Origin of the sequence: Stenotrophomonas sp. JAI102, assembly GCF_013409105.1 — a bacterium.
Lineage (GTDB): Bacteria > Pseudomonadota > Gammaproteobacteria > Xanthomonadales > Xanthomonadaceae > Stenotrophomonas > Stenotrophomonas maltophilia_AA.
Map to the genome: position 1 here is coordinate 234,797 of NZ_JACCCI010000003.1, position 24,909 is coordinate 259,705.

At 69.4% G+C, this 24,909-nt stretch carries 21 protein-coding genes; 13 read left to right on the plus strand and 8 right to left on the minus strand.

From position 1 onward, the window contains the following. Positions 1 to 29 precede the first annotated feature (29 nt). Positions 30 to 506 carry a histidine phosphatase family protein gene (locus tag HDC96_RS14250; protein WP_176990257.1) on the minus strand — a complete coding sequence of 159 codons (477 nt, stop codon included), beginning with the start codon at positions 504 to 506 and terminating at the stop codon, positions 30 to 32. A 13-nt stretch (positions 507 to 519) separates the two neighbouring features. Further along, the gene (locus HDC96_RS14255) at positions 520 to 1,152 is read right to left on the minus strand and encodes a ParA family protein (protein ID WP_176990258.1); all 633 of its coding nucleotides are present in this window, start codon (positions 1,150 to 1,152) and stop codon (positions 520 to 522) included. 132 nt (positions 1,153 to 1,284) lie between these two features. On the opposite strand from HDC96_RS14255, the gene HDC96_RS14260 reads away from it, so the two are divergent. Next, positions 1,285 to 2,769, plus strand: coding sequence for an AAA family ATPase (locus tag HDC96_RS14260; protein WP_179460575.1), 1,485 nt, complete (start codon positions 1,285 to 1,287; stop codon positions 2,767 to 2,769). 10 nt (positions 2,770 to 2,779) lie between these two features. Here the strand turns inward: HDC96_RS14260 and HDC96_RS14265 are convergent, their stop codons facing one another. The 3 genes from HDC96_RS14265 to HDC96_RS14275 all read right to left on the minus strand — a co-directional run bounded on the left by HDC96_RS14265 (position 2,780) and on the right by HDC96_RS14275 (position 5,162). Beyond that, positions 2,780 to 3,697 carry an AEC family transporter gene (locus HDC96_RS14265; RefSeq protein WP_179460576.1) on the minus strand — a complete coding sequence of 306 codons (918 nt, stop codon included), beginning with the start codon at positions 3,695 to 3,697 and terminating at the stop codon, positions 2,780 to 2,782. A 110-nt stretch (positions 3,698 to 3,807) separates the two neighbouring features. Beyond that, positions 3,808 to 4,446 (minus strand): tetratricopeptide repeat protein, encoded by a 639-nt coding sequence (locus HDC96_RS14270; protein WP_179460577.1) that lies wholly within the window; start codon positions 4,444 to 4,446, stop codon positions 3,808 to 3,810. 92 nt (positions 4,447 to 4,538) lie between these two features. Beyond that, entirely contained in the window at positions 4,539 to 5,162 is a 624-nt protein-coding gene (locus HDC96_RS14275; RefSeq protein ID WP_179460578.1) for a DUF938 domain-containing protein, read from the minus strand. Positions 5,163 to 5,305: 143 nt separating this feature from the next. Here HDC96_RS14275 and HDC96_RS14280 point away from each other — a divergent pair, with 143 nt between their 5' ends. The 9 genes from HDC96_RS14280 (at position 5,306) to HDC96_RS14320 (ending at position 17,888) form a co-directional block, all read left to right on the plus strand. Then, positions 5,306 to 6,934, plus strand: coding sequence for a TldD/PmbA family protein (locus HDC96_RS14280; protein ID WP_179460579.1), 1,629 nt, complete (start codon positions 5,306 to 5,308; stop codon positions 6,932 to 6,934). Between the two features lie 132 nt (positions 6,935 to 7,066). Continuing rightward, complete coding sequence (locus HDC96_RS14285) at positions 7,067 to 8,701, plus strand: TldD/PmbA family protein (RefSeq protein ID WP_176990264.1); 1,635 nt, start codon at positions 7,067 to 7,069, stop codon at positions 8,699 to 8,701. 20 nt (positions 8,702 to 8,721) lie between these two features. Continuing rightward, the gene (locus tag HDC96_RS14290; RefSeq protein ID WP_179460580.1) at positions 8,722 to 10,056 is read left to right on the plus strand and encodes a TldD/PmbA family protein; all 1,335 of its coding nucleotides are present in this window, start codon (positions 8,722 to 8,724) and stop codon (positions 10,054 to 10,056) included. Positions 10,057 to 10,123: 67 nt separating this feature from the next. Continuing rightward, on the plus strand, positions 10,124 to 10,825 hold the full coding sequence (locus HDC96_RS14295; protein ID WP_179460581.1) for a DUF4159 domain-containing protein: 702 nt from the start codon (positions 10,124 to 10,126) through the stop codon (positions 10,823 to 10,825). A 63-nt stretch (positions 10,826 to 10,888) separates the two neighbouring features. Continuing rightward, a complete protein-coding gene (locus HDC96_RS14300) occupies positions 10,889 to 11,872 on the plus strand; it encodes a MoxR family ATPase (protein ID WP_179460582.1) in 984 nt (327 codons plus the stop codon). Between the two features lie 10 nt (positions 11,873 to 11,882). Next, positions 11,883 to 12,779, plus strand: a complete 897-nt coding sequence (locus HDC96_RS14305) for a DUF58 domain-containing protein (protein WP_179460583.1) — start codon at positions 11,883 to 11,885, stop codon at positions 12,777 to 12,779. Continuing rightward, the gene (locus HDC96_RS14310; protein ID WP_179460584.1) at positions 12,776 to 13,894 is read left to right on the plus strand and encodes a BatA domain-containing protein; all 1,119 of its coding nucleotides are present in this window, start codon (positions 12,776 to 12,778) and stop codon (positions 13,892 to 13,894) included. Before HDC96_RS14305 ends, HDC96_RS14310 begins: the two co-directional genes overlap by 4 nt. After that, positions 13,891 to 16,062 (plus strand): hypothetical protein, encoded by a 2,172-nt coding sequence (locus HDC96_RS14315; RefSeq protein ID WP_179460585.1) that lies wholly within the window; start codon positions 13,891 to 13,893, stop codon positions 16,060 to 16,062. Before HDC96_RS14310 ends, HDC96_RS14315 begins: the two co-directional genes overlap by 4 nt. Continuing rightward, positions 16,059 to 17,888, plus strand: coding sequence for a hypothetical protein (locus HDC96_RS14320; RefSeq protein ID WP_179460586.1), 1,830 nt, complete (start codon positions 16,059 to 16,061; stop codon positions 17,886 to 17,888). The genes HDC96_RS14315 and HDC96_RS14320 overlap by 4 nt, the downstream gene beginning before the upstream one ends. A 19-nt stretch (positions 17,889 to 17,907) precedes the next feature. On the opposite strand, the gene HDC96_RS14325 is transcribed toward HDC96_RS14320, so the two are convergent. After that, positions 17,908 to 18,384, minus strand: a complete 477-nt coding sequence (locus tag HDC96_RS14325; protein WP_179460587.1) for a hypothetical protein — start codon at positions 18,382 to 18,384, stop codon at positions 17,908 to 17,910. 187 nt (positions 18,385 to 18,571) lie between these two features. Between HDC96_RS14325 and HDC96_RS14330 the strand changes: the two genes are divergently transcribed. From HDC96_RS14330 to HDC96_RS14340, 3 genes are read left to right on the plus strand one after another with little or no spacing between them, the layout of a single operon-like run. Continuing rightward, the gene (locus tag HDC96_RS14330; RefSeq protein WP_179460588.1) at positions 18,572 to 21,052 is read left to right on the plus strand and encodes a DEAD/DEAH box helicase; all 2,481 of its coding nucleotides are present in this window, start codon (positions 18,572 to 18,574) and stop codon (positions 21,050 to 21,052) included. Beyond that, entirely contained in the window at positions 21,049 to 22,164 is a 1,116-nt protein-coding gene (locus HDC96_RS14335) for a ribonuclease H-like domain-containing protein (RefSeq protein ID WP_179460589.1), read from the plus strand. Before HDC96_RS14330 ends, HDC96_RS14335 begins: the two co-directional genes overlap by 4 nt. Positions 22,165 to 22,212: 48 nt before the next feature. Beyond that, positions 22,213 to 22,548, plus strand: a complete 336-nt coding sequence (locus HDC96_RS14340; RefSeq protein ID WP_179460590.1) for an I78 family peptidase inhibitor — start codon at positions 22,213 to 22,215, stop codon at positions 22,546 to 22,548. Positions 22,549 to 22,564: 16 nt separating this feature from the next. Here the strand turns inward: HDC96_RS14340 and HDC96_RS14345 are convergent, their stop codons facing one another. Both HDC96_RS14345 and HDC96_RS14350 read right to left on the minus strand, forming a co-directional pair. Then, on the minus strand, positions 22,565 to 24,421 hold the full coding sequence (locus HDC96_RS14345; protein WP_306455644.1) for a M56 family metallopeptidase: 1,857 nt from the start codon (positions 24,419 to 24,421) through the stop codon (positions 22,565 to 22,567). Between the two features lie 15 nt (positions 24,422 to 24,436). Next, positions 24,437 to 24,823 carry a BlaI/MecI/CopY family transcriptional regulator gene (locus tag HDC96_RS14350; RefSeq protein ID WP_070472651.1) on the minus strand — a complete coding sequence of 129 codons (387 nt, stop codon included), beginning with the start codon at positions 24,821 to 24,823 and terminating at the stop codon, positions 24,437 to 24,439. Positions 24,824 to 24,909 lie beyond the last annotated feature (86 nt).

Consider the following 24,909-nt stretch of genomic DNA (forward strand, 5'->3'; position numbering starts at 1 on the left):
ACCCAGGCCGCGCGGACTGCCCACACGGGTTATGGCCACCAGAAGGCGGTCAAGCTGGCGACACCCGGCTCGATGGCAGCCTCACGGTCGAAGGCCAGCACCGCGATCCCGCCCGGCGGCATGCCGCGGTAGTCGCTGCTGGTGCCCTCGCTCATCAGGGCCACCAGTTGTTCCAGGCCGGGGTTGTGGCCCACCACCAGCAGGCGGTCCACGTCGCGGCGTGCATCGATCAACCCCATCAGGGTGCCCGGGGTGGCGTCGTAGACGGCATCCTCCAGCCGCTTCTCGACGAAGCCGGTGATGCCCAGTACCGCCTCCAGGGTTTCGCGGGTCCGTCGTGACGGCGAGCAGAGCACGCAGTCGGGCAGCAGGTTGTTTTCCTTGAGCCAGCGGCCGGCGGCCTCGGCTTCGGCCAGGCCGACCGGCGACAGCGGGCGGTCCAGATCGGCCTGGCCGGTGCTGGCGGTTTCGGCATGGGCGTGACGCAGCAGTATCAGTTCTCGCATGGGATCTCTCGTGTCAGGCTTTCTTCAGCCACTTCAACAGCGGCTCCCAGTCACTCTGGTGCTCGCGCACCTGGGCCGAGCGGTAGTCGAACAGACTCCGTCCCAGCCCGACCATCACCACATAGCTCTGGCTGTCGCGCAACTGCGCGACGACCTCATACGGCCAATCGGCCAACATCTGTATCGCCTGTTGCGAAGTCTGCGTCCAGGGTTTGGTGCGGTTGAGCACCAGGCCGACCGGCAGGCTGCGGTTGTGCACGCGGGGGACGCGCGACAGGCTGTTGAGGAAGCCGACGATGGCCTCGATGTCCAGCGCCGAAGGCAATACCGGCACCACCACGGCATCGGCAACGTCAAGGAAATGCGGAATATCGTCGGCCATCGCACCGGCCGGGGCATCGATGATGACCTCCTCGGTGCCGTCGGGAATCAGTCGTTCCCAGCTCTTTTTGCGGTACACGTCGATCGGCAGCACGGCGCTTTCCAGGACCGAGCGCCGTTGCGCCCAACGGGTACTGGAGCCCTGTGGATCGGCATCGGCCAGCACGGTCGGTCTGCCCTGCAATGCCGAATGCGCGGCCAGGTGGGTGGCAACGGTGGTCTTGCCCACCCCGCCCTTGGAACCGGCCACCAGGATCGTCTTCATGCAAGCCTCGCTTCCGGGGAACGTTTCCGCAGCCTACACCGGCGCCTGTGACGGAGATAGTCGCAGCGCTGAACCCGAACCGACGGCCGTGGCTTTGCTATCGTGGATGGTTCCAATGGACTGACCGCCAGCATGAGCGAACTACAGGACCTCAGCGCGCTGATCCGCGCCAACACCCCGCTGATCATCATCGAGACCCAGGATGAGGGCCGGGTGGTGGAGCTGTTCCGGCAGACCCTCATGCATGTCTGGCGTGCCCTGCACCGCTGGTCGATCACCGAAGGCCTGCGCCGGATCGACATGGACCGCGAGGACGACCCGGTCGGCCCGCCGGATGCCAGCGCGGCGCTGCAGATGATCCGACAAGCCGAGCAGCGCGGCATCTACCTGCTGCTCGATTTCCATCCCTACCTGGGCTATGCCAGCCATCAGCGCGCGCTGCGCGACCTGATCCAGCGGCGGCACTGCGAGGCGCACGTGCTGGTGCTGATCGGGGCCAAGGTCGAGCTCCCGGCCGAGCTGGAAGCGCTCGCCACCCGCTTCAACCCGCGCCTGCCCGACCTCAACGCGCTGCTGAAGATGCTGCGCGAGGAAGCCGAAGCCTATGCCCGCGAGAACGGCGGACGGCGCGTAGAGGTGGACAACGAGGCGGTCCAGAAAATCCTGCACAACCTGCGCGGGCTGAGCCTGGTCGATGCCCGGCGGATCGCCCGGCAGCTGATCTTCGCCGACGGCGCGCTCAGCCAGGACGACCTGCCGCAGCTGGCCCGGCTCAAGTTCGAGCTGCTCAACCGCGCCGGGCACCTGCACTACGAATACGACACCACCCGCTTTGCCGACGTGGCCGGCGCCAACCGGCTCAAGCGCTGGGTCAACCAGCGCCGCCCGGTGTTCCTCGGCGGTGCCGGCCCGGCCGGCCTGGATCCGCCCAAGGGCATGCTCCTGCTCGGCGTGCAGGGCTGTGGCAAGTCGATGCTGGCCAAGGCGACCGCCGCCGGTTTCGGCGTGCCGCTGCTGCGGCTGGACTTCGGCAGCCTGTACGACAAGTTCCACGGCGAGACCGAGAAGAACCTGCGCGAGGCGCTGGCCTCGGCCGAGCAGCTGGCGCCCTGCGTGCTGTGGATCGACGAGATCGAGAAGGGCTTGGCCAGTGGCGGCGAGGATGGCGGCGTCTCCCGCCGCGTGCTGGGCCACCTGCTGACCTGGCTGGCCGAGCGCAAGAGCACGGTGTTCATCGTCGCCACCGCCAACCAGGTGCACGAGCTGCCGGCCGAGCTGCTGCGCAAGGGCCGCTTCGATGAAATCTTCTTCGTCGACCTGCCCGATCCCAATACCCGGGTCGAGCTGCTGCGGCTGCACCTGGGCAAGCGCCAGCTCAACGCCGACGACTTCGCGCTGCCGGCGCTGGCGGCCGCGGCGGAGGGCTTCTCCGGCGCGGAGATCGAACAGGCGGTGGTCTCCGGGCTGTACGCCGCGCATGCCGAATCCCGGGCGCTGGATACCGGGCTGCTGATGCATGAGATCCGCGGCAGCCGGCCGTTGTCGGTGTTGATGGCCGAACAGGTCACCGCCCTGCGCGACTGGGCCCGGGGGCGCACGGTCAGCGCGGACGAGTGACGCCCGCGCGTCATCCCGCCAGGCGGTGCAGCACCCATACCCACGCCGGCAGCGTCACCAGCGACAGCAGGATGCCGTAGCCGACCAGCGCGGCGGCCAGGCGCGGGGCCAGCCGGTGCGACATCGCCAGCGCCGCGGCGGTGATCATGGTCGGCATCGCCGATTCGAGCACATTGGCCTGCAGCATCGTGCCCTGCAGGCCGAAGGCCCAGGAAATCGGCAGCGCCAGCGCCGGCATCACCAGCAGCTTGAGCAGCAGGCCGATGCCCAGCGGTTTGAGTTCATCCAGGGGCAGCCGCAGCTGGATCGAGAAGCCCACCGCCAGCATCACCAGCGGCAGCATCGCATCGGCCAGCTGCTTCAGTCCGGTGCCGATCCAGGTCGGTGGCTGCTCGGGCATCAGGGTCAACGCGAACAGCAGCGCCCACAGCGGGGGGAATTTCGCGATCCGCAGCAGGATCTGCGCGGCGGTGGGCGGGGTATCGCCGCTGTAGCGTGCGATCACGTACAGGCCGAAGGTCGACAGCAGCACGAAGGTGCCGAACTGGTCGTAGACCACCGCATACGGCAGGGCGTGGTCGCCGAGCAGCGCGCGCACCATCGGGTAGCCGATGAAACTGGAATTGGCCAGCGCCACGCAGATCAGCAGCACCGCGTGCACGTCGCGGGCGAAGCCGAACGCGCGCGTGGCCAGGCTGACCAGGGCCAGGGTGGCGAGCATCAGCAGCCACGGCGTCGCCACCAGTCCGATCAGGCTGGCATCCAGGTGCAGCCGCGGGACGTAGATCAGCACCGCCGCCGGCAGGCACACGTACAGCACGATGCGGTTGAGCACATCGGCGGTGTTGTCCGGCAGCGCGCGCAGGCGCGAGAACCCCATGCCCAGGCCGAGCATGGTCAGGATGAGCGCGAATGCATCGAAAGCCATCGCGACAGCCTAGCCCACTCGCCTGCGGTCTCCGACCCGACCTTGGTCGACGTGCGGTCGCCCCGCGCGACCGACAGTCCCTGCCCGCCCGTGCGGGCAGGGACGCCCGATCACGGCCAGGCCGGCGGCTTCTCGGCCCACGCCTGCTGGATCTCGGCCAGCGTGCTGCGTTCGCTGTCGCGCCAGCCCGGCAGCAGGGCGGCGTAGCGGTCCGTCCCGCTCCACTGCTGCGGCTCGGTGCGCACCGCAGCGGCATACCACTGCACCGCATCGCTCTTGCGACCCAGTGTCCACAGGGCCAGCGCGTACGTGGGCGGCACCCACGACGGGTTGCCGCGCACCCCGTTCTGGGCCGTCGTCCACTGCGCCAGCGCGGCCTCGGTATCGCCCAGGCGGAACAGATCCCAGCCGTAGTTCCAGCGCACCGAACGTGCCTGCGTCGAGCTGGCGCCGGTCGTCGCGGTGGCCTGTTCGTACAGGCTGCGCCCCAGTTCCGGCCGCCCCTGCGCGATCGCCACGCCGGCCAGCTGCACGGTCGCCTCCAGCGCCTTGCGGCCGCGTTCGCGCTGCTTCATCAACTGGTCGACCAGGTCGGCACTGCTGCCCGTCACCGCCACCATCGGCGTGGCGGCCGCATCACTGTCGAAGTAGAACTCCTGCACGGCCGGCAGCGATTGCGCCGACACGTTGAACACACAGGCTCCCATGGCCAGCATCACGCCGGCCAGCATCTGTCTTGCAACTGCCATGCAAACTCCCCCAGGTTGTCACAACAACCTCCCCTCCTGATCCTAACCGCAGCGGACGCCCGGCACAAAGCGCCGTCGACCGGCGGTCGGCGCTACCGCCCGCGCCGCCAGACCCGCAGGCGGTTGTTGGCCGGCATCGCCACGTCTTCGACCAGCACCAGGTCCACCCCGGCCGCCAGCGCATCCACCGCCTCGGCGTCGCGGATGCCCGAGGCCGGATCCCGCGCCTTCAGCCACGCATCGAACTGGCGGTTGCTGTCGCTGCTGAAGGCGCCGTGGTGATTGAAGGGCCCGTAGACCGCCAGCACGGCGTCATCGGCCATGACCGCGGGCAGTCCGGCAAACAGCGCCTGGACGTGCGCCCAGCTCATGATGTGCAGAGTGTTGGCGCTGAACACCGCATCGAACGCCAGCGGCACGGCCGGCAGCGGGCCGAGCCCGGGCGTGGGCGACAGCACCGCCTGCAGGGGCCACGGGGCCGGCGTGTTGGGCAGGCCGGCGGCCTGCAGCCGCGCGGCGATGCCGGGCAGATGATCCGGATGGTCGCTGGCCTGCCACTGCAGGTGCGGCAGTGCGCTGGCGAAGTGCTCGGCATGCTGGCCGGTGCCGCTGCCGATCTCCAGCACCCGGCGGCGGTCGGCGACGTGGCGCTGCAGCACCGCCAGGATCGGCGCGCGGTTGCGCTCACAGGCCTCGGACCAGCGTATCTGGCTCATCGGGATGTCACACCGGCAGGGAATCGATCCCTATCCAACCATGACCGCAGTCACTTGTGCCACTGTGCGATGGCACCGAAAGTCGAAGACTTGTCCAACGCCGCCGCCTCCGTGCCGTCGGCCGTCCTTGGGGGATGTGAGCTGTGCAACGTCGTGAGTTCCTAGCGCTGTCTGGAATGGGCCTGGCTGGCCTGGTACTGCCGCACGGCCGGCTGATCGCCGCCGAGCAGCTGCTCGAACCGGGCGATGTCGGCCGGCGCAAGGCCCTGGCCGAGGCCGCGCTCGCCGCCGCCAAGCGGGCGGGCGCCAGCTACTGCGACGTGCGGATCGGGCGTTACCTCAACCAGGCGATCATCACCCGCGAGAGCAACGTCCAGAACGTCACCAACAGCGAATCCTCGGGCATCGGCATCCGGGTGATCGTCAACGGTGCCTGGGGCTTCGCGGCCACGCACCAGCAGACGCCAGCCGCCGTGCTGGCCACGGTGGAGCAGGCCGCGGCGATCGCCCGCGCCAACGCCGGCATCCAGACCCGCGCGGTGCAGCTGGCCCCGGTCACCGGGGTCGGTGATGTGAGCTGGAAGACGCCGATCCGCACGAACGCGATGGCGGTGCCGATCAAGGACAAGGTCGACATGCTGTTGTCGCTGAACGCGGCCGCGCTCAATGCCGGTGCCGACTTCATCAACTCCACGCTGTTCCTGGTCAACGAGCAGAAGTTCTTCGCCTCCAGCGACGGTTCTTTCATCGACCAGGACGTGCACCGCATCTGGCTGCCGTTCACCGCCACCGCGATCGACAAGGCCAGCGGCAAGTTCCGCACCCGCGCCGGGCTGTCCTCGCCGATGGGCATGGGCTACGAGTTCCTGGATGGCGACGCGCGCGGCAAGATCGCGCTGCCGGGCGGCGTGGTCGCTTACCGCGATTCCTACGACCCGGTCGAAGATGCCATCGCCGCGGCCCGCCAGGCCCGCGAAAAACTCAAGGCGCCGTCGGTCAAGCCGGGCAAGTACGACCTGGTGCTGGACCCGTCCAACCTGTTCCTGACCATCCACGAGAACGTCGGCCATCCGCTGGAGCTGGACCGCGTGCTCGGCTACGAGGCCAACTACGCTGGCACCAGCTTCGCCACGCTGGACAAGCGCGATGCCGGCTTCCGCTGGGGCAGCGACATCGTCAACTTCTTCGCCGACAAGACGGCCCCCGGCAGCCTGGGTGCGGTGGGCTACGACGATGAAGGGGTGAAAACCAAGCGCTGGGACCTGGTCAAGGACGGCATCCTGGTCAACTACCAGGCTACCCGCGACGAGGTGCACATCCTGGGCGAGAAGGAATCGCACGGCTGCAGCTACGCCGATTCGTGGTCCAGCGTGCAGTTCCAGCGCATGGCCAACGTCTCGCTGGCGCCGGGCAGGACCCCGCTCAGCGTGGCCGACATGATCAGGAACGTGGAGAACGGCATCTACATCCACGGCCGTGGCTCGTACTCGATCGACCAGCAGCGCTTCAACGCGCAGTTCGGCGGCCAGCTGTACTACCAGATCAAGAACGGTGAGATCACCGGCATGGTCGAGGACGCCGCCTACCAGATACGCACCCCGGAGTTCTGGAATGCCTGCAGCGCGATCTGCGACGAGCGCGATTTCCGCTTCGGCGGTTCGTTCTTCGATGGCAAGGGCCAGCCGGGCCAGGTCTCGGCGGTCTCGCATGGCTCGTCGACCACGCGCTTCGATGGCATCAACATCATCAACACCGCGCGCAGCCTGGGATGAGCCTGTCCCCGCTCCGTGCCGAATGTCACTACCGCGGCGCCCGTACGGCCGCAAGAATCGGCTGTGCCGCCGCGGCGGTCGCCCTGATGTCGCTGTTTCCCTGCCACCCCCACACCGACGTGGAGAGCTGCCTTGCAAAGACGTGACTTCCTCGCCCTGACCGGGCTTACCGCCGGCGGACTGATCGTGCCGTCGTTCTTCGGCAAGGTCATTGCCGCCGAACAGCTGCAGAGCGCACTCGATCCAGCCCTGAAGAAGCGCCTGGCCGATGCCGCGCTGGCCGCCGCCCGCCAGGCCGGCGCAACCTACTGCGACGTGCGCATCGGCCGTTACCTGCGCCAGTACGTGATCACCCGCGAGGACAAGGTCCAGAACGTGGTGAACACCGAATCGACCGGCGTGGGCATCCGCGTGATCGTCAACGGCGCCTGGGGCTTTGCCGCCACCAACCAGCTCGGCACCACCGATGTGGCACGTGCCGCGCAGCAGGCCGCCGCGATCGCCAAGGCCAACGCCGGCGTGCAGACTGCCCCGGTGCAGCTGGCGGCCGCGCCCGGCGTGGGCGAAGTGTCCTGGCGCACGCCGATCCGCAAGAACGCGATGGACGTGCCGATCAAGGAGAAGGTCGAGCTGCTGCTGGACGTCAATGCAGGCGCGATGGGCGCCGGCGCCAGCTTCGTCAACTCGATGCTGTTCCTGGTCAACGAGCAGAAGTACTTCGCCTCCACCGATGGCTCCTACATCGACCAGGACGTGCACCGCATCTGGGCGCCGATGACGGTCACCGCCATCGACAAGAGCACCGGCAAGTTCCGCACCCGTTCGGGGCTGTCCTCGCCGATGGGCCTGGGCTACGAGTACCTCGATGGCGTCGGCACCGGCAAGGCGGTCTCGCCCAACGGCGTGGTCAACTACCGCAACTCCTACGACATGAAGGCCGATGCGATCGCGGCGGCCAAGCAGGCGCAGGAGAAGCTCAAGGCACCGTCGGTGAAGCCGGGCAAGTACGACCTGATCCTGGATCCGTCGCATACCTGGCTGACCATCCACGAGTCGGTCGGCCACCCGCTGGAACTGGACCGGGTGCTCGGCTACGAAGCCAACTACGCCGGCACCAGCTTCGCCACGCTGGACAAGCGCGAGCAGCATTTCCAGTACGGCAGCGACAAGGTCAACATCTTCGCCGACAAGACCCAGCCGGGCAGCCTCGGCGCGGTCGGTTACGACGATGAAGGCGTCAAGACCAAGCGCTGGGACCTGATCAGCGAAGGCAAGCTGGTCGATTACCAGACCATCCGCGACCAGGCCCACATCCTGGGCAAGACCGAGTCCGACGGCTGCTGCTACGCCGATTCGTGGTCCAGCGTGCAGTTCCAGCGCATGGCCAACGTGTCCCTGGCGCCGGGCAAGACCAAGCTGAGCGTGGCCGACATGGTCAAGGACGTCGAGAACGGCATCTACATCATCGGCGACGGCTCGTTCTCCATCGATCAGCAGCGCTACAACGCGCAGTTCGGTGGCCAGCTGTTCTATGAGATCAAGAACGGCCAGATCACCCGCATGCTCGAGGACGTGGCCTACCAGATCCGCACGCCGGAGTTCTGGAACGCCTGCACCGCCGTGGCCGATGAAAGCGACTACCGCCTGGGCGGTTCGTTCTTCGACGGCAAGGGCCAGCCGGGCCAGGTCTCGGCGGTCTCGCACGGTTCGTCCACCGCGCGCTTCAACGGCATCAACGTCATCAACACCGCGCGCAGCCTCGGCTGACCGGTCAGGAGCCCCAATCCATGAGTATCTTCACCGAAGCCCAGGCCAAGGCCATCCTCGACAAGGTCATCGCGCTCTCCAAGGCCGATGAGTGCACCGCCGTGCTGGCCGGCTCGATCGACGGCAACATCCGTTTCGCACTGAACAACGTCTCCACCAGCGGCATCGTCGACAACACCGAACTGGCCGTCACGGTCGCCTTCGGCAAGCGGGTCGGCACCGCCTCGATCAACGAGTTCGACGACGCCGCGCTGGAACGCGTGGTGCGCCGCGCCGAGGATCTGGCCCGCCTGGCCCCGGAAAACCCGGAATTCCTGCCGGCGATCGGCAAGCAGACCTACCGGCCCAGCCCGACCTTCAGCGCATCCACCGCGGCGATCGACCCGGCGTTCCGCGCCAAGGTCGCCGCCGATTCGATCGCGCCGTGCCGTGGCAACGGCCTGATCGCGGCCGGCTTCCTCGAAGACGGCCAGAGCTTCCAGGCCACCGCCAACAGCAACGGCAACTTCGGCTACCAGCGCGGCACCAACTTCGATTACACCTGCACGGTGCGCACCGAAGACGGCCGCGGCTCGGGCTGGGTCGGCCGCAACCTCAAGGAGGCCGCCGACTTCAAGGCCGACCAGGACATCCGCATCGCCATGCGCAAGGCCACCGAATCGGCCGAAGCCAAGGCGCTGGAGCCGGGCAAGTACACGGTGATCCTGGAGCCGGCCGCCGCGGCGGGCCTGATCAGCTTCATGATGAACTTCTTCGATGCGCGCTCGGCCGATGAAGGCCGCAGCTTCCTGTCCAGGAAGGGCGGCGGCAACAAGCTCGGCGAACAGGTCTACGACCCGCGCGTGAACATGGTGGCCGACCCGTGGCACCCCGAGGCCGCCGTGCTGCCGTGGGACAACGAAGGCCAGCCGCGCGAGAAGCTGGACATCATCAAGAACGGCAAGATCGCCAACCTCAACTACTCGCGCTTCTGGGCGCAGAAGCAGGGCAAGACCGCCAACGCGCGGCCCGGCAACCTGCTGATGGCCGGTGGCGACAAGAGCACCGCCGAGCTGGTGCGTGGCACCCAGAAGGGCATCCTGGTCACCCGCACCTGGTACATCCGCATGGTCGATCCGCAGACCGTGCTGCTGACCGGCCTGACCCGCGATGGCACCTTCTACATCGAGAACGGCCAGATCAAGCACCCGGTGAAGAACTTCCGCTTCAACGAATCGCCGGTGATCATGCTCAACAACATCGAAGAACTGGGCAAGCCGGTGCGTGTGGCCGGTGACGAATCCAGTCTGGTGATGATGATCCCGCCGATGAAACTGCGCGATTTCACCTTCACCTCGTTGTCCGACGCGGTCTGATGCACGGCCGTGACGGCCGCTGGCCGTCTTTCCGTCTGGCCGGTTGCCCCCGGGAACGTGCGTGGCGATGAACCGCGCACAGTTCCTGCGCCTGATGCTGGGCAGTGCCGCCTTCGCGGCATTGCCCGCGCCGGCGCGTGCCCAGGCCGGGCGCTATGACGTCTGGTTCACCCGCCTCAAGTACGACTCCGGCGACTGGGACGTGGATGCGCGCATGCCGTCCAACGTGATCACCTCGCTGATCGATTACACCTCCCTGCGCGTGGACCCGACCGAGCACGTGATCGCCCTGTCCGATCCGCGCATGCTGGAGGCGCCGTTCTGCTATCTGGCCGGGCACAAGCTGGTCGAGTTCAATGCCGCCGAGCGGCAGAACTTCGTGCGTTACGTGCGCAACGGCGGCTTCGTGTTCGTCGATGACTGCAACCACGACATCGACGGTCTGTTCGCGAAGTCCTTCGAAGCACAGATGGCCAAGCTGTTCGGGCCGAAGGCGCTGAACAAGCTGCCGAACAACCACGCGCTGTACCGCAGCTTCTTCCGCTTTCCCGAGGGCCCGCCCGCCACGGGATTCGAGCTCAATGGCTGGGGCGACGACCTGGTCCACGATTACCTCAAGGGCATCGAGATCGATGGCCGGCTCGGCGTGCTCTACAGCAACAAGGACTACGGCTGCGAGTGGGACTACGACTGGCGCAACAAGCGTTTCCTGGCCGAAGACAACACCCGCTTCGCGGTCAACATCATCATGTATGCGTTGAACAATTAGGTTTCTTCATGCTTTTTCAGCCACGCGTGGCGTGGCTCTACACCGATCTTCTGCGAGTGCCTTATGACGACCGACAGCCTTGATGTCCTCCTGCCCCGACTGGATCACCTGCGCAGCGCGCTGGGCCAGGCCGTGGTCGGCCAGCACGCCGTGGTCGAGCAGCTGCTGATCGGCCTGCTGGCTGGCGGCCACTGCCTGCTGGAAGGCGCACCGGGCCTGGGCAAGACCCTGCTGGTGCGCTCGCTCGGCCAGGCGCTGGAACTGCAGTTCCGGCGGGTGCAGTTCACCCCGGACCTGATGCCCAGCGACATCCTTGGCACCGAGCTGCTGGAGGAAGACCACGGCACCGGCCACCGTCACTTCCGCTTCCAGAAGGGCCCGATCTTCACCCACCTGCTGCTGGCCGACGAGCTCAACCGTACCCCGCCCAAGACCCAGGCCGCGCTGCTGGAAGCGATGCAGGAGCGTACCGTCAGCTACGCCGGCACCACCTATGCGCTGCCGGCGCCGTTCTTCGTGCTGGCCACGCAGAACCCGATCGAACAGGCCGGCACCTACCCGCTGCCCGAAGCGCAGCTGGACCGTTTCCTGCTGCACGTGCGGGTGGACTACCCCACCGAGCAGGAAGAGCGCGACATCCTGCTGCAGACCACCGGCAGTGCCACGGGCAGCGTGCCCAAGGTGATGCACGCCGAAGACGTGCTGGCCCTGCAGGCGGCCGTGCGCCAGGTGCACATCAGCGAGGACGTGCTGACCTGGATCACCCGCCTGGTGCGTGCCAGCCGACCTGGCAGCGATGCGCCGGCGGCGGTGAACCAATGGATCAAGTGGGGTGCTGGCCCGCGTGCCGGACAGTCGCTGGTACTGGCCGCCAAGGCACGTGCACTGCTGCAGGGCCGTTTCGCCGCAACCCGCGAGGATGTGCAGGCGCTGGCGGCCCCGGTGATGCGCCATCGCCTGCTGTTGTCCTTCGCCGCCGAGGCCGAGCAGAAGAGCGCCGACGACGTGGTCGCCGCGCTGCTGCAGGCCGTGCCGTTCCCGGGTTGATCCACACGCCGTGAGCCGCAACGCACCGATCGCGATCCCCGCCGATGTCCGCAACCGCCTGAAGGCACTGCGGCTGCTGCCGCGCCGTGCGCGCGGTGCACACGGGATCGGCCAGCACGCCAGCCGCAGTCGTGGCGCCGGGTTGGAGTTCGCACAGTACCGCGCCTATGAGCCCGGCGATGAGCTGCGGCAGATCGACTGGAAGCTCTACGCGCGCTCGGACCGCTTCTTCGTGCGCGAATCCGAGCGCGAAAGCCCGATCACGCTCTGGGTACTGCTCGATGCCACCGCCTCGGCGGGCCAGAGCGATCGCGCGCGACCGGACTGGTCGCGGCTGGACCACGCCTGCGCCACCGCCGCCTGCCTGGTTGAACTGGCCCTGCAGCAGAGCGACCGGTTCGGCGTGATCGTCCTGACCGGCGAGGGCGTGCAACTGGTGCCGGCCGGCCATGGCCCGCGCCAGCGCGACCGCGTGCACCTGCTGCTGCGCCAGGTGCAGGCCAGCGGCAGGTGGCCGCCGGTCACGGCGCTGGCGCCGATCTGGGAGCGCGTACAGGCCGGCGACCTGCTCGTTGCGCTGGGCGATGGTTTCGACGAGGCCGGCATCGTGCTGCTGGAGCGGCTCGCTGCCGCACGCCGCGAGGTGCTGCACCTGCAGCTGCTGACCGCCGAAGAGCGCGATTTCCCGTTCACCGACGGCCACCGCTTCCGCGATCCGGAGACCGGCGAAGAACTGCTGGGCGACGGCCGCGCCATCCGCGCGGATTACCTGGCCCGCTTCGAGACGGCGCAGCGCGCATTGCAGGCACGCCTGCACAGCAGTGGCATCGGGCATGCCACCGGTTATCTCGACCAGCCGCTGGATCAACCGCTGCGTGTGCTGCTCGGTGCCGGGGGCGCCGCATGAGCCTGCTGTATCCGCTTGGCTTGCTGGCACTGGCTGCGTGGCTGGTGCCGCTGCTGATCCACCTTGCACGCCGGCATCAGTACGCGCCGCTCGACTTCGCCGCCCTGCGCTGGCTGCGGGCCCGGATCCGGCCGCGCCAGAAGATCCGTTTCGATGAGTGGCCGCTGCTGCTGGTGCGACTGCTGCTGCTCGCCGCACTGGCCCTGCTGCTGGCACGCCCGCTGTTGCATGGCGGTGCGGCCGACACCCACCCGGTGACAGTGGTCGCCCCGGGGCTGGACGGCACTGCCCTGCGCGGGCAGGACGCGAAGGGCGACTGGCGCTGGCTGGCCCCGGGTTTCCCGGCCCTGGCCGATGCTGTCCCCGCATCCCCCTCACCGCTGGCCAGCCTGCTGCGCGAACTGGACCAGACCCTGCCCGCCGGTGCACCGCTGACCGTCTACATTCCCGACCCGATGCCCGGGCTGGATGGCGCGCGTCCGCGCCTGTCGCGCGCCGTGACCTGGCGGCCGGTGCCGCTGGCGCCCGCCATCACGCGCGCGGCGACGCTGCCGGAGGTGCAGGTCGGTGCCGGCATCGCCGACGCCGGGCAGCGGGTGCTGGCAGCGATCCAGCGCGCCTGGTCGAACCAACCGCTGTCGCCTGCACGCGCCGCGGGCACCGCCCCGGACGATGGCCAGCTCGGCGTGTGGCTTGCCGCTGGGCCGTTGCCCACCGCCTGGCAGGCGTGGGTGCAGCGGGGCGGCAGTGTGCTGGTCGCGCCCGGTGCTGCGGGGTCCAGCTGGACGCCGGCGCTGCGCGATGCACAGGGCGCGGTGGTGCTGGAACAACGGCAGGAAGGCAGCGGTCGTCTGCTGCGCTTCAGCGCAGCGCTGTCGCCGACAGAACTGCCGGCATTGCGTGATCCCGGCTTCCCCCGCCAATTGCTGGCCGTCATCGCGGCACCGGCCGCACCCACCCTCGCCCCTGCGGCCACACAGGCACCGTTGCGTGGCGCTGCCGCACCGCTCCCCGCACCGCGTGAGCTGACGCCGTGGCTGCTGGCGCTGATCGTGCTGCTGTTCGCGCTCGAACGGGTGATGGCCACCTCGCCGCGCCGTGGAGCAAGGGCATGAACGCCATCATCCAGCGTGGTTGGCAGCGCGCGCGGCGGCGGCAGTGGTGGATCACCGCCGTACTCGCGGTGCCGATCGCGCTGGCACTCAGTGCGGTTGCATGGCGGGTCGCGGGTTTCAATGCGTTCACCGTGATCCTGCTGCTGACGTTGCTGGTCGGCGTCGGGCTGGCCACCTGGCGCGCACGTCGTCTTGATCGCCAGTGGCTGGTTCGCCGCCTGGATGAACACCCGGTGGCGCAGGACAGTGCCGACCTGCTGTTCGCCGCACCGGAGGCATTGAACCCGTTGCAGCGGCGCCAGCGCGCGCATGTCGAGGCGGCACTGCAGTCGCGCCTGCCCGAGCTGCGGCCCCGCTGGCCGTGGCGCTGGGTACTGGCCTCGGCGGTGATGTCAGTGCTGGCCATGGCGCTGGCCTTCGGCTGGCCGCGCGGCCAGAGCGCAGCGCCGCTGTTCCCCGGCGCGAGCGCACCGCCGGCCACACCGGCGCAACCGCCGCAGCTGCGTTCGACGCGGCTGGAGATCACCGCCCCGGCCTACACCGGGCAGGCGGTGCGCGTGCAGAACGCGCTGGATGGCAAGGTCGCGCAGGACAGCCGCCTGCAGTGGTCGCTGCGCTTCTCCGCGCAGCCGCACACCGCCGCCCTGCAGTTCCACGATGGCCAGCGCATCGCGCTGCAGCGCGACGGCGACCTCTGGACTGCACGGTGGACCGCGACCCGCCCGGCGCTGTACCGCGTGGTGACCGAGCCCGCCCTGCGCGACACCCGTCTGTACCGGCTCGATGTGGTGCCGGATCGCCCCCCGGTGGTGCGCGTGATCGCCCCGGACCGCAGCCTCGTGCTGGGCACGCCCGGCCAGCGCCAGTGGCCGCTGCAGTTCGAGGCCACCGACGACCATGGCGTGGTCGCCACCGCGCAGTTGAAGGTCACGTTGGCCCAGGGCAGCGGTGAGAACATCACCTTCCGCGAGCAGACCTTCACCCTGTCCGGCACCGGGCCGGCGACGCAGCGGCGCTTCGCGCGCACGCTCGATCTCGGCGCGCTGGGCGCCACCGAAGGCAACGATGTGATCGCGCAGCTGACCGTGCGCGACACCCACGCGCCCACCGCGCAGAGCGCACAGAGCAGCAGCGTCATCCTGCGCCTGCCCAGCGCCGCCGAGATCCAGGGCACCGACATGGAGGGCATGGTCAAGAAGACCCTGCCGGCGTACTTCCGCAGCCAGCGCCAGATCATCATCGACGCCGAGGCGCTGATCAAACTGCGCCGCCAGCTGCCGGCCGAGGCGTTCGTCAAACGCGCCGATGCGATCGGCGTGGACCAGCGCATCCTGCGCCTGCGCTATGGCCAGTTCCTGGGCGAGGAAAGCGAGGGCGGGGCCAAGCCGCCACCGACCAGCGACACCCTGCCCACCAGCGACACGCCGGCGACCCCGCATGACGAGGATCATGATCACCATGGGGATCCTGCGCAGGCCCAGGCACAGGCCGGTCATGATGATCACGACCATGGCGCACCAACCGACGGCACCGCACCCGTGTTTGGCAGCGCCACCGATGTGCTCTCCGAGTATGGCCATACCCACGACCATGCCGAGGCCGCCACCCTGCTCGATCCCAAGACGCGCGCCACGCTGAAGGCGGCGCTCGACCAGATGTGGTCGTCGGAAGGCGAACTGCGCCAGGGCCAGCCCGAACGCGCCCTGCCCTATGCCTACAAGGCGCTGGGTTTCATCAAGGAAGTGCAGCAGGCCGAGCGCATCTATCTCGCGCGGGTCGGTCCGGAGCTGCCCCCGATCGATGAAGGCCGGCGCATGACCGGCAATCGCGCCGAGCTGGCCAGCAGGGCATTGCCGCTGCGTGCGCTGGAGGCCCCCGACCAGGCCATCGTGCAGGTCTGGCAGCAGCTGGCCGATCCCGGCAGCGCGCCCGATCTGGACGCGCTGACCGAGTGGCTGCGGCGCAATGAAGCGCGGCTGCCGGATCCATTGAGCCTGGCCGCCGCCATCGAAACACTGCGCATCACCCCGGACTGCGCCGACTGCCACCAGGCCCTGCGCGCGCAGCTGTGGCGTGCCCTGCTGCGGCCGCTGCCGCAGGTGCCTCGCCGCAACGCACCCGATGCCATGGGCCAGCGCTACCTGGATGCACTGGAGGCCACCCCATGAGCGAACCGCGCTGGATCCTGATCGCGCTGGTGGCCGTGCTGCTGCTGGCCAGCGCACGCCTGTGCTGGCAGCAGTGGCGTGGGCCGGTGCGGGCGCGCGGGGTGTTCGCCGGCCTGCTGCTGTTGCAGATCGCCGTCATCGCACTGCTCTACCTGACCCTGGTGCCGCCGATGCAGCGCGCGGCCGGCGGTCAGCTCACCGTGCTGACCGCGGCGGCCGATCAGGTGCGCTGGTCGGCCGCGCCCGGCGAGACCGTGGTCGCGCTGCCGGAAGCGCCAGCGGCGGCCGATGCCCTCCGTGCACCCGACCTGGCGACCGCGCTGCGCCAGCATCCGGGTACCACCTCCCTTCGGCTGATCGGCGATGGCCTGACGGCCCGCGATCGCGATGTAGCGCTGCCGCGCAGCGTGCATCTCGTATCGCCCGGCGCACCGCAGGGCTGGATGTCACTGCAGCCGCCGCCGCTCACCGCGCCCGGTGCGGTGTTCACCGTCAGCGCGCGTGCGCAGGGCGTGCCGCACGCGCGCGCCGAGCTGGTGGATCCGGCCGGCCTGGTCGTCGACCGTGCCACGCCCGGCGCGGATGGCAGCGTGCACCTGGACGGTGTGGCACGCGTCCCCGGGCAGAGTGTGTTCCGCCTGCGCCTGCTGGATGCCGGCCAGCATGTGGTCGACACCCTGGCCGTGCCCGTGGATACCGCCGCCACGGCCACGCCGCGCCTGCTGATCCTGGCCGGTGCGCCGGGCCCGGAACTCAAATACCTGCGCCGCTGGGCCACCGATGCCGGGCTGCGCGTGCAGGCGCAGGCCAACGCGGGCGGTGGGGTATCGCTTGGCGATGCGCCGATCACGCTCACCGCGGCCAGGTTGGCCGACACCGATGTCGTGGTGCTGGATGAGCGCAGCCTGGTCGCACTGTCGTCCACGCAGCGCAGCACGCTGCAGCAGGCGATCCGCAATGGGCTCGGCGTCCTGGTCCGTACCACCGGCCCGCTTGGCGATGGCGCCCGCCAGGTGCTGCGCAGCTGGGGACTGTCCGTCACCGGCGGCAACCAGGCCGCGCCCCTGTCACTGCCGGCGGATGCCGACGCCGCGTTGCTGCAGGCACGCCGTGGCCCACAGCGACCCGCATCGGATGCCACCGCCTACATCGAGGAAGCCGACGCGGCCTCGCACCAGGCCGCGCTGCCGGTGTTGGAGCGGTTGGCGGTGCAGAGCGCCGACGCGACGCCGCTGCTGCACGATGCCAAGGGCGCCTCGGTCGGCGGCTATCGCGCCCTCGGGCGCGGACGCGTCGCGCTGCTGCCGGTGACCGACAGTTACCGGCTGGTGCTGGCCGGCCGCGACGATCGCCATGCCGAGCTGTGGAGCAGCGTGCTGGCCAGCATCGCGCGCGCGCTTCCCGCCGCGGAGGTCCCACGCATCGACGCCATCACGCCTTGGGCCGGCGAGCGCATGGCCCTGTGCCACCTGCAGGCGACCACGCAGGTGCGTGCACCGGACGGCGCGTTCATTCCATTGCGGATCGATCCAGCCAGCGGTGCGGAGCACTGCGCAGGCTACTGGCCAGCGCAGGCCGGCTGGCATCAGCTGCAGCAGGGCGAGAACCGCCACACGTTCTACGTGTTCGACCCGGCCACTGCGCGACCGCTGCATCGGCAGCAGCTGCGGGAGGCCACCGCACAGCGTCTGGCTGGCGGCACCGCCGCCGCATCGATGGGCGTGATCGAAACGCCGGGCGCACGCTGGCCGTGGCTGTTGGCCTTCGTGCTGGCGGCAGGGTTGCTGTGGTGGCTGGAGCGGCGGCGGGTGGCGGCAACGCGATGACGGCAGGTCTGCCTGGCCGCTACTCCGGCAACGGCGGCAGCGGCGTCAGGCACCCGCCCTGCTGCGCACACACCTCCATCGCCCGACGCTGTTCTTCCTCGGTGAGTTCCGGCGGAGGGCGGGCGGTCGCGGACTGGATCTGCGCGGGCCCGCCCGTGAGCTTGTTCACGCCCTGCGCGGCCTTGGCCAGTCCCTTGTTGATGCCCATCATCAGATAGCCACCGCTCATGCTGACCTGCTCGGGCGACGGCGGCTCGCTCCAGGTGCGGCTAAAGCGATTGGGCTGCACCTGTACCGGATTCTTGAAGCGGTACAGATCCAGCGGTTCGTCGTCGGGCTTGAGCGCCCGCACCTCGCCCAGCGTGGTGACCTCCCCCTGCGCTGTCGTGGGCGGTGGCTCCACCGGCTCGGACGCAGCGGCCTGCTGGGCCTGTGCGGCGGCACCCAGCAGCAGGCCGGCCAGCAGCGCGGCGCCTTGATGTCCACGTAATGCCACAGCGACTCCATCCGTGTTTGGTTGCGGGCTGATCTCAAGGATACGGAGGCCGGTGTCAGATTTCGTTGATGGCAGCTGTCCAGGCGACGCCGCCACGCACTGAACCATTCACCCGCGCGCATCCCGATGTCTCAGACATTGAGACGCGGTCATGTTTCCATAGCGTCCTTTGCAGACCGTTGTGACCATGGCTTACGAACTCGCCAAGCGCACTGAAGACGCCGAGCGCCGCCTCGCCACCACCGATGGGCTGCCCTCGCGCGATGGCGCGCTGCTGACCGCGCGCCTGCAGCGCCGCTACAACGACCGCATCACCGGCAGCTTCACGATTCCGGCCCGCGAGGGCCAGTACGCGCCGATCCCGGCCGATGTGCCCGACGCCCTGGTCCATGCGCTGAAGGCGCGTGGCATCGAGCAGCTCTACAGCCACCAGGCGCAGGCGTGGGAGGCCAGCCAGCGCGGTGAGCACGTGGCCATCGTGACCCCGACCGCCAGCGGCAAGTCGCTGTGCTACACCCTGCCGGTGGTCAGCGCGGCGATGCAGGGCAAGGCCAAGGCGCTGTACCTGTTCCCGACCAAGGCGCTGGCCCAGGACCAGGTGGCCGAGCTGCTGGAACTCAACCGCGCCGGCGATCTGGGCGTCAAAGCCTTCACCTTCGATGGGGATACGCCGGGCGATGCGCGCCAGGCGATCCGCCTGCACGGCGACATCGTGGTCTCCAACCCGGACATGCTGCACCAGGCGATCCTGCCGCATCACACCAAGTGGGCGCAGTTCTTCGAGAACCTGCGCTACGTGGTCATCGATGAAGTGCACACCTACCGCGGCGTGTTCGGCAGCCACGTCACCAACGTGCTGCGCCGGCTCAAGCGGATCTGCGCGTTCTATGGCGTGGAGCCGCAGTTCATCCTGTGCTCGGCGACCATCGGCAACCCGCAGGCGCATGCCGAGGCGCTGATCGAAGCGCCGGTGACGGCGATCACCGAGTCCGGCGCGCCCAGCGGGCCGAAGCATGTATTGCTGTGGAACCCGCCGGTGGTCAACGCCGATCTCGGCCTGCGCGCTTCGGCGCGCTCGCAGAGCAACCGCATCGCCCGCATCGCGATCAAATCCGGGCTGAAGACCCTGATCTTCGCGCAGAGCCGGCTGATGGTCGAAGTGCTGACCAAGTACCTCAAGGACATCTTCGACCACGACCCGCGCAAGCCGGCGCGCATCCGTGCCTACCGGGGCGGTTACCTGCCCACCGAGCGCCGCGAGACCGAACGCGCCATGCGCGCCGGGCAGATCGACGGCATCGTCAGCACCTCGGCGCTGGAGCTGGGCGTGGATATCGGCAGCCTCGACGTGGTCATCCTCAACGGCTATCCGGGCAGCGTCGCCGCGACCTGGCAGCGCTTCGGCCGCGCGGGCCGCCGCCAGCAGCCCGCGCTGGGCGTGATGGTGGCCAGCTCGCAGCCGCTGGACCAGTACGTGGTGCGGCACCCGGACTTCTTCGCCGAGGCCTCGCCCGAGCACGCGCGCATCGCGCCGGACCAGCCGCTGATCCTGTTCGACCACATCCGCTGCGCCGCCTTCGAGCTGCCGTTCCTGGCCGGCGATCCGTTCGGCCCGATCGACCCGCTGGTGTTCCTGGAAGCCCTGGCCGAAACCGAGGTCGTGCATCGCGAAGGCGACCGCTGGGAGTGGATCGCCGACAGCTATCCGGCCAACGCGGTCAGCCTGCGCTCGGTCGCCGATGGCAACTTCGTGGTGGTGGACCGCAGCGACGGCAAGCAGCAGATCATCGCCGAAGTGGATTATTCCGCCGCCGCGCTGACGCTGTACGAAGGCGCCATCCACATGGTGCAGTCCACGCCCTACCAGGTGGAGCGGCTGGACTGGGAAGGCCGCAAGGCCTACGTCACCCGCACCCACGTGGACTACTACACCGACAGCATCGACTTCACCAAGCTCAAGGTGCTGGACCGCTTCGATGGCTGCATCGCCGGGCGCGGCGATTCCCACCATGGCGAGGTGCACGTGGTGCGCCGCGTGGCCGGCTACAAGAAGATCCGCTACTACACCCATGAGAACATAGGCTACGGCCCGGTCAACCTGCCCGACCAGGAGCTGCACACCACGGCGGTGTGGTGGCAGTTGCCGCAGGCGCTGCTGCTGACCGCGTTCGACAGCAAGCAGGAAGCGCTGGACGGTTTCCTCGGCGCCGCCTACGCGCTGCACATCGTGGCCACCGTTGCGGTGATGGCCGATGCGCGCGATCTGCAGAAGGCGGTCGGCAATGGGGATGGTGCGTGGTTCGCGGTGGCCGACCAGAGCGGGCGCGGACAGCTGCGCGGCGCCGAGTTCGATGCCAGCGCGATCGAACTGCAGCAGCAGTTCGTGCCCACGGTCTATCTGTACGACAACTTCCCCGGCGGCGTGGGCCTGAGCGAGCCACTGTGGGTGCGCCAGGCCGAGCTGCTGCTACGCGCGCGCGAACTGGTGCAGGGCTGCGACTGCAAGGCCGGCTGCCCGGCCTGCGTCGGCCCGGTGCTGGCCGGCCAGGAGGACGATGCCACCACGCCGAAGGCGCTGGCGTTGAAGGTGCTGGACCTGTTCGACAGTGCCGCGCTGCCGTCCACAGCGGAACGTGAGCGCCAGCATGCCGAGGTGGTCGCCCCGTGAGCCTGAGCCTGGACAAGCTGCGCCTGCTGCGCCGGCAGGCCGGCGATGCGACGGCGGCGGCCTCTGATCCGGCCATCGCCCCTGCGCGCGGATCCGCTGCTACTGACACTGGCGCGCCCGGCGACATGGGCGGCGCCCCTCTTCCGGCCGCCGCCAACGACGCGCGTGCGCGCACGCCTGCACCCGCCTCCGTTTTCGGCTGGGTCGAGCAGGAGATCCGCCACAAACCGACCGGCGCCGCCGCACGCGAGAACGCACCGGCGGTACCCGCTGTTCCTGTTTCTGTCCCCGCGCCCGCGCTGCGCAGACCCGAGATCGGTGGCCTGCGCCGTCTGCTTGGCCTGCGCGATCGGGGCATCAGCACCGCCACCCCGCGCGGGAACGCCGCGGATCGCCACGTGCCGGGCGAGGAAATCGCGCCGGGGCTGTTCCTGATCGAATCGTTCGTCGCGCAGGCGATCCCCACCGAACCGCTGTCGCTGGCCTTCGCCAGGCGCGAGGGCGAGCAGGTGCAGCCGCGGGATCTGTTGTTCTTCGACACCGAGACCACCGGCCTGGCCGGCGGCACCGGTACCCGTGCCTTCATGATCGGCGCGGCGGACTGGCACACCCATCCCGAACGTGGCGACGGCCTGCGCATCCGCCAGTTGCTGATGACCACGATGGCGGCCGAGGCCGCGATGCTGCGCGAGTTCGCCGGCTGGCTGCAGCCGGGCACGGTGTTCTCCAGCTACAACGGGCGCTGCTACGACGCCCCGCTGCTCAAGACGCGCTATCGGCTGGCGCGGCAGCGCTGCCCGATCACGCCGCTGGACCACGTCGACCTGCTGTTCCCGACCCGCCGCCGCTATCGCGGCACCTGGGAAAACTGCCGGCTGGCCACGATCGAACGCCAGCTGCTGCAGATCGTGCGCGAAGACGATCTGCCCGGCTCGGAAGCCCCCGCTGCCTGGCTGAACTATCTGCGCGGCGGCAGCGCAGTGAACCTGCGCCGGGTGGCCGAGCACAACCACCAGGACGTGGTGACCCTGGCGCTGCTGATGCGGCGGCTGGTGGCCGAGGAACAGCGCGATCGGGAGACGTTGGCGCTGCAGGCCATTGACGCGGTGTAAAGGCGGGTCCACGGACACTGCGGGTACCTACCGTGGGAGGACCACCACATGCGTCTGAACCTTCTGTTCGCCCTGGGCTGTGCCCTGCCGCTGGCCGCCTGCAGTCATCCGGGCAAGACGGCGGGAACACCCGCTGACAGCCCGACCTCGACCGCGCCCCCCGCGGTGGCCGGTGGTGGCGGCCAGTGCGATCCGGAAAAGCTCACCGGCCTGACCGGCCAGACCGCCACCGAAGCGGTGATCCAGAAAGCAGTGAAGGACAGCGGTGCCCGCAATGCCCGCGTGCTCAAGCCGGGCATGGCGATGACCATGGATTTCCGCGAAGACCGGCTCAGTATCGAAGTCGACGCGCAGAACAGGATCGTGCGCGCCAACTGCGGTTGAGAACGCTGCCTGCGGATCAGTCGATCAGGCGCTGGGCCTTGCCGCTGGCCAGCGCCTGATCGATGGCGGTGCGCACTTCCCGCACGGCGCGGGCCGAGGCCAGGCTCTGCTGTTGCGCCAGGCGCGCCTGCTCCCGGCCCAGCTCGGCCTGCTCGCGCGCGACCAGGGTGATCTGACGGGCGTCCACCGCTTTCGCGGCGGCGACACGCGCTTCGCGCGCTGCCTGGCTGGCACCGGCGGCCGCCGCACGTGACTGCCGCGCGGCCTGGTTGGCCTCCGCGGCGGCATCCAGTCCCGCTTGGCGCGTGGCGTGGTTGACCACTGCCGCGACATCCACCGCGGCCAACGCGTCGGCGGTGACCTGCATCGAGACCTGGGCCAGCTGCTGGCCGATCGCCGCCTGGCGGTTGCCCAGCTCGGCCTGCGCGTTGCCCAGGGCCGCCACGTCGGACTGACTGCGGCTGAGCTGGCTGAGGACGGCCGGATCGCGGATGAGATAGCGCGCCTGGCCCCGACGTACCCACAGCGCCGGTTCGTCGCCGCCCGCATCGCGCCGCGCCTGCTTGAGATCGGCCACCGAGGCATCGACGAAATTGTCGTCCTGCCCCATCAGCACGAACGCCTGGGCGGGTTGCTGGCGGATGTTGAGCTGGCCATGGGTGACGAAGGACATCCCGTCATCCAGATCCTTCGGCGGTTCCGGCGCACGCGGGGCGGCGGGGGCGGCCGGCGGTTCCGGGGCGGGCATCGGCTCCGGTGCGGGCATCGGCTCCGGCGCGGCGACCGGGGCGGGTGCCGGGCGGGGCGCACGCGCAGGCAACGGCGCTGGCGGCGTGGGCACGTTCGGTGCGGTCGGGGCCGGGGGCGCCGGCGGCGGCGGCGCAGCCACCAGCCGCAGCGGCGCCACGCCGACCACCACGAACAGCGCGGTGATCGCCAGCGCGGCCACGCGTGGGAAACTGCGGGTCTGCTGCAGGGTCAGCAGACGGCGCTTGAGGCTGCGCAGGTTCGGCGAGGCGCTGGCCACGCCGACGGCGGGACGCGGTGCGACACCCAGTTGCACCAGCAGGCGACCATAGTCGTGCCGGCAATGGTCATGCCCGGCCACCACCGCACCATCGCAGGCTTCTTCGCGGGCCAGGGCGTATTCGCGCGCGGCCAGATGGACCAGCGGATGGAAAAAGAACAGATGCTGCGACAGTGCCGGCAGCAGGCCCCACCACAGGTCGCGGCGCTGCAGATGGATCAGCTCATGGGTCAGCGCCATGTCCAGGTCATCGGCCGACATCGCCGGCAGTTCGCGCGCCGGCAGCAGCAGCACGGGCCGCCACGGGCCGATCAACTGCGGCGAGCGGATCTGTGCGGAGAGCTTCAGGCGCGGCGCGCGGCGCAGGCCATGCGCTTCGGCGGCAAGCTGCAGGGCCTGCTGCAGGCCGGCGTCGGTGCAGTCGGTGGCACCGCGCACCAGCGCGCGGCTCGCGCGGTAGCCGCGCAGGCTGTGCACCAGCATCACGAGCACGCCGGCGGCCCACAGGGCCAGCAGCAGCGACGGCCAGGACACCGCCATCGTCGCCGTCTCGGCCGCGCTTGCTGCATGGATGACCGGCGCGGCCTGCACGGCGGCATCGAACGCAGGCAGTGCCGTCACCGGGGCGGTCGGCGCAGTCAGCGCGACGGGTGCAGGCAGCACCGCCAGTTCCAGCGGGCTGCTCCAGAACAGGCCCAGCACCGCCTGCGCGGCCACCAGCCACCACAGCCGGCAGCGGGTCGCGGAGGGCAGCTGCGGCAGCAGGCGGCATACGCCCCAGACCAGCGCCACCAGCACCGCACTCTGCACGCTGGTCCAGCCCAACCGCATCAGCAGTTCGCTCATCATCATGTCCATGGCTCAGCCCTCCCGCTTGCGTGACTGCAACTGTGCGACCAGCGCTTCCAGCTCGGCCAGCTCCTGATCGCTGACGTCCACCTTGTGCGACATGAACGCCACGAACGGCGAGACCGAGCCCTGCAGCGTCTTCTCCACGAAGCTGGCCACCGCGCCCTGCACCACGCTGTCCTGGCCGCTGGTGGTGGCATAGCGGTACACGCCGTCCACCTGCTTGCGGCTCAGGTACGACTTGGCGCGCAGGCGCTCCATCATGGTCAGCACGGTGGACCGTGCCAGCCCGCGCTGCTCGCCGAACCCGGCGGCGACTTCGCCGACGCTTGGACGGTCCTGTTCCGCGATGTACTGCAGCAGGGCCAGTTCCTGGTCCCCGATGGTCTTGCCGCGCATGGCGCACTCCCTATGACTACACGTGTCGCTACCGTGCCAGTGACTACATGTGTCGTCAAGTGCCGGACGGTCGGTGCCGACGAACG

Excerpts from the sequence above, each read along its gene's own strand:
- HDC96_RS14250 (WP_176990257.1), bottom strand. The coding sequence starts at position 506 with ATGCGAGAACTGATACTGCTGCGTCACGCCCATGCCGAAACCGCCAGC.
- HDC96_RS14255 (WP_176990258.1), bottom strand. The coding sequence starts at position 1,152 with ATGAAGACGATCCTGGTGGCCGGTTCCAAGGGCGGGGTGGGCAAGACC.
- HDC96_RS14260 (WP_179460575.1), top strand. The coding sequence starts at position 1,285 with ATGAGCGAACTACAGGACCTCAGCGCGCTGATCCGCGCCAACACCCCG.
- HDC96_RS14265 (WP_179460576.1), bottom strand. The coding sequence starts at position 3,697 with ATGGCTTTCGATGCATTCGCGCTCATCCTGACCATGCTCGGCCTGGGC.
- HDC96_RS14270 (WP_179460577.1), bottom strand. The coding sequence starts at position 4,446 with ATGGCAGTTGCAAGACAGATGCTGGCCGGCGTGATGCTGGCCATGGGA.
- HDC96_RS14275 (WP_179460578.1), bottom strand. The coding sequence starts at position 5,162 with ATGAGCCAGATACGCTGGTCCGAGGCCTGTGAGCGCAACCGCGCGCCG.
- HDC96_RS14290 (WP_179460580.1), top strand. The coding sequence starts at position 8,722 with ATGAGTATCTTCACCGAAGCCCAGGCCAAGGCCATCCTCGACAAGGTC.
- HDC96_RS14295 (WP_179460581.1), top strand. The coding sequence starts at position 10,124 with ATGAACCGCGCACAGTTCCTGCGCCTGATGCTGGGCAGTGCCGCCTTC.
- HDC96_RS14300 (WP_179460582.1), top strand. The coding sequence starts at position 10,889 with ATGACGACCGACAGCCTTGATGTCCTCCTGCCCCGACTGGATCACCTG.
- HDC96_RS14310 (WP_179460584.1), top strand. The coding sequence starts at position 12,776 with ATGAGCCTGCTGTATCCGCTTGGCTTGCTGGCACTGGCTGCGTGGCTG.
- HDC96_RS14315 (WP_179460585.1), top strand. The coding sequence starts at position 13,891 with ATGAACGCCATCATCCAGCGTGGTTGGCAGCGCGCGCGGCGGCGGCAG.
- HDC96_RS14320 (WP_179460586.1), top strand. The coding sequence starts at position 16,059 with ATGAGCGAACCGCGCTGGATCCTGATCGCGCTGGTGGCCGTGCTGCTG.
- HDC96_RS14330 (WP_179460588.1), top strand. The coding sequence starts at position 18,572 with ATGGCTTACGAACTCGCCAAGCGCACTGAAGACGCCGAGCGCCGCCTC.
- HDC96_RS14340 (WP_179460590.1), top strand. The coding sequence starts at position 22,213 with ATGCGTCTGAACCTTCTGTTCGCCCTGGGCTGTGCCCTGCCGCTGGCC.
- HDC96_RS14345 (WP_306455644.1), bottom strand. The coding sequence starts at position 24,421 with ATGAGCGAACTGCTGATGCGGTTGGGCTGGACCAGCGTGCAGAGTGCG.
- HDC96_RS14350 (WP_070472651.1), bottom strand. The coding sequence starts at position 24,823 with ATGCGCGGCAAGACCATCGGGGACCAGGAACTGGCCCTGCTGCAGTAC.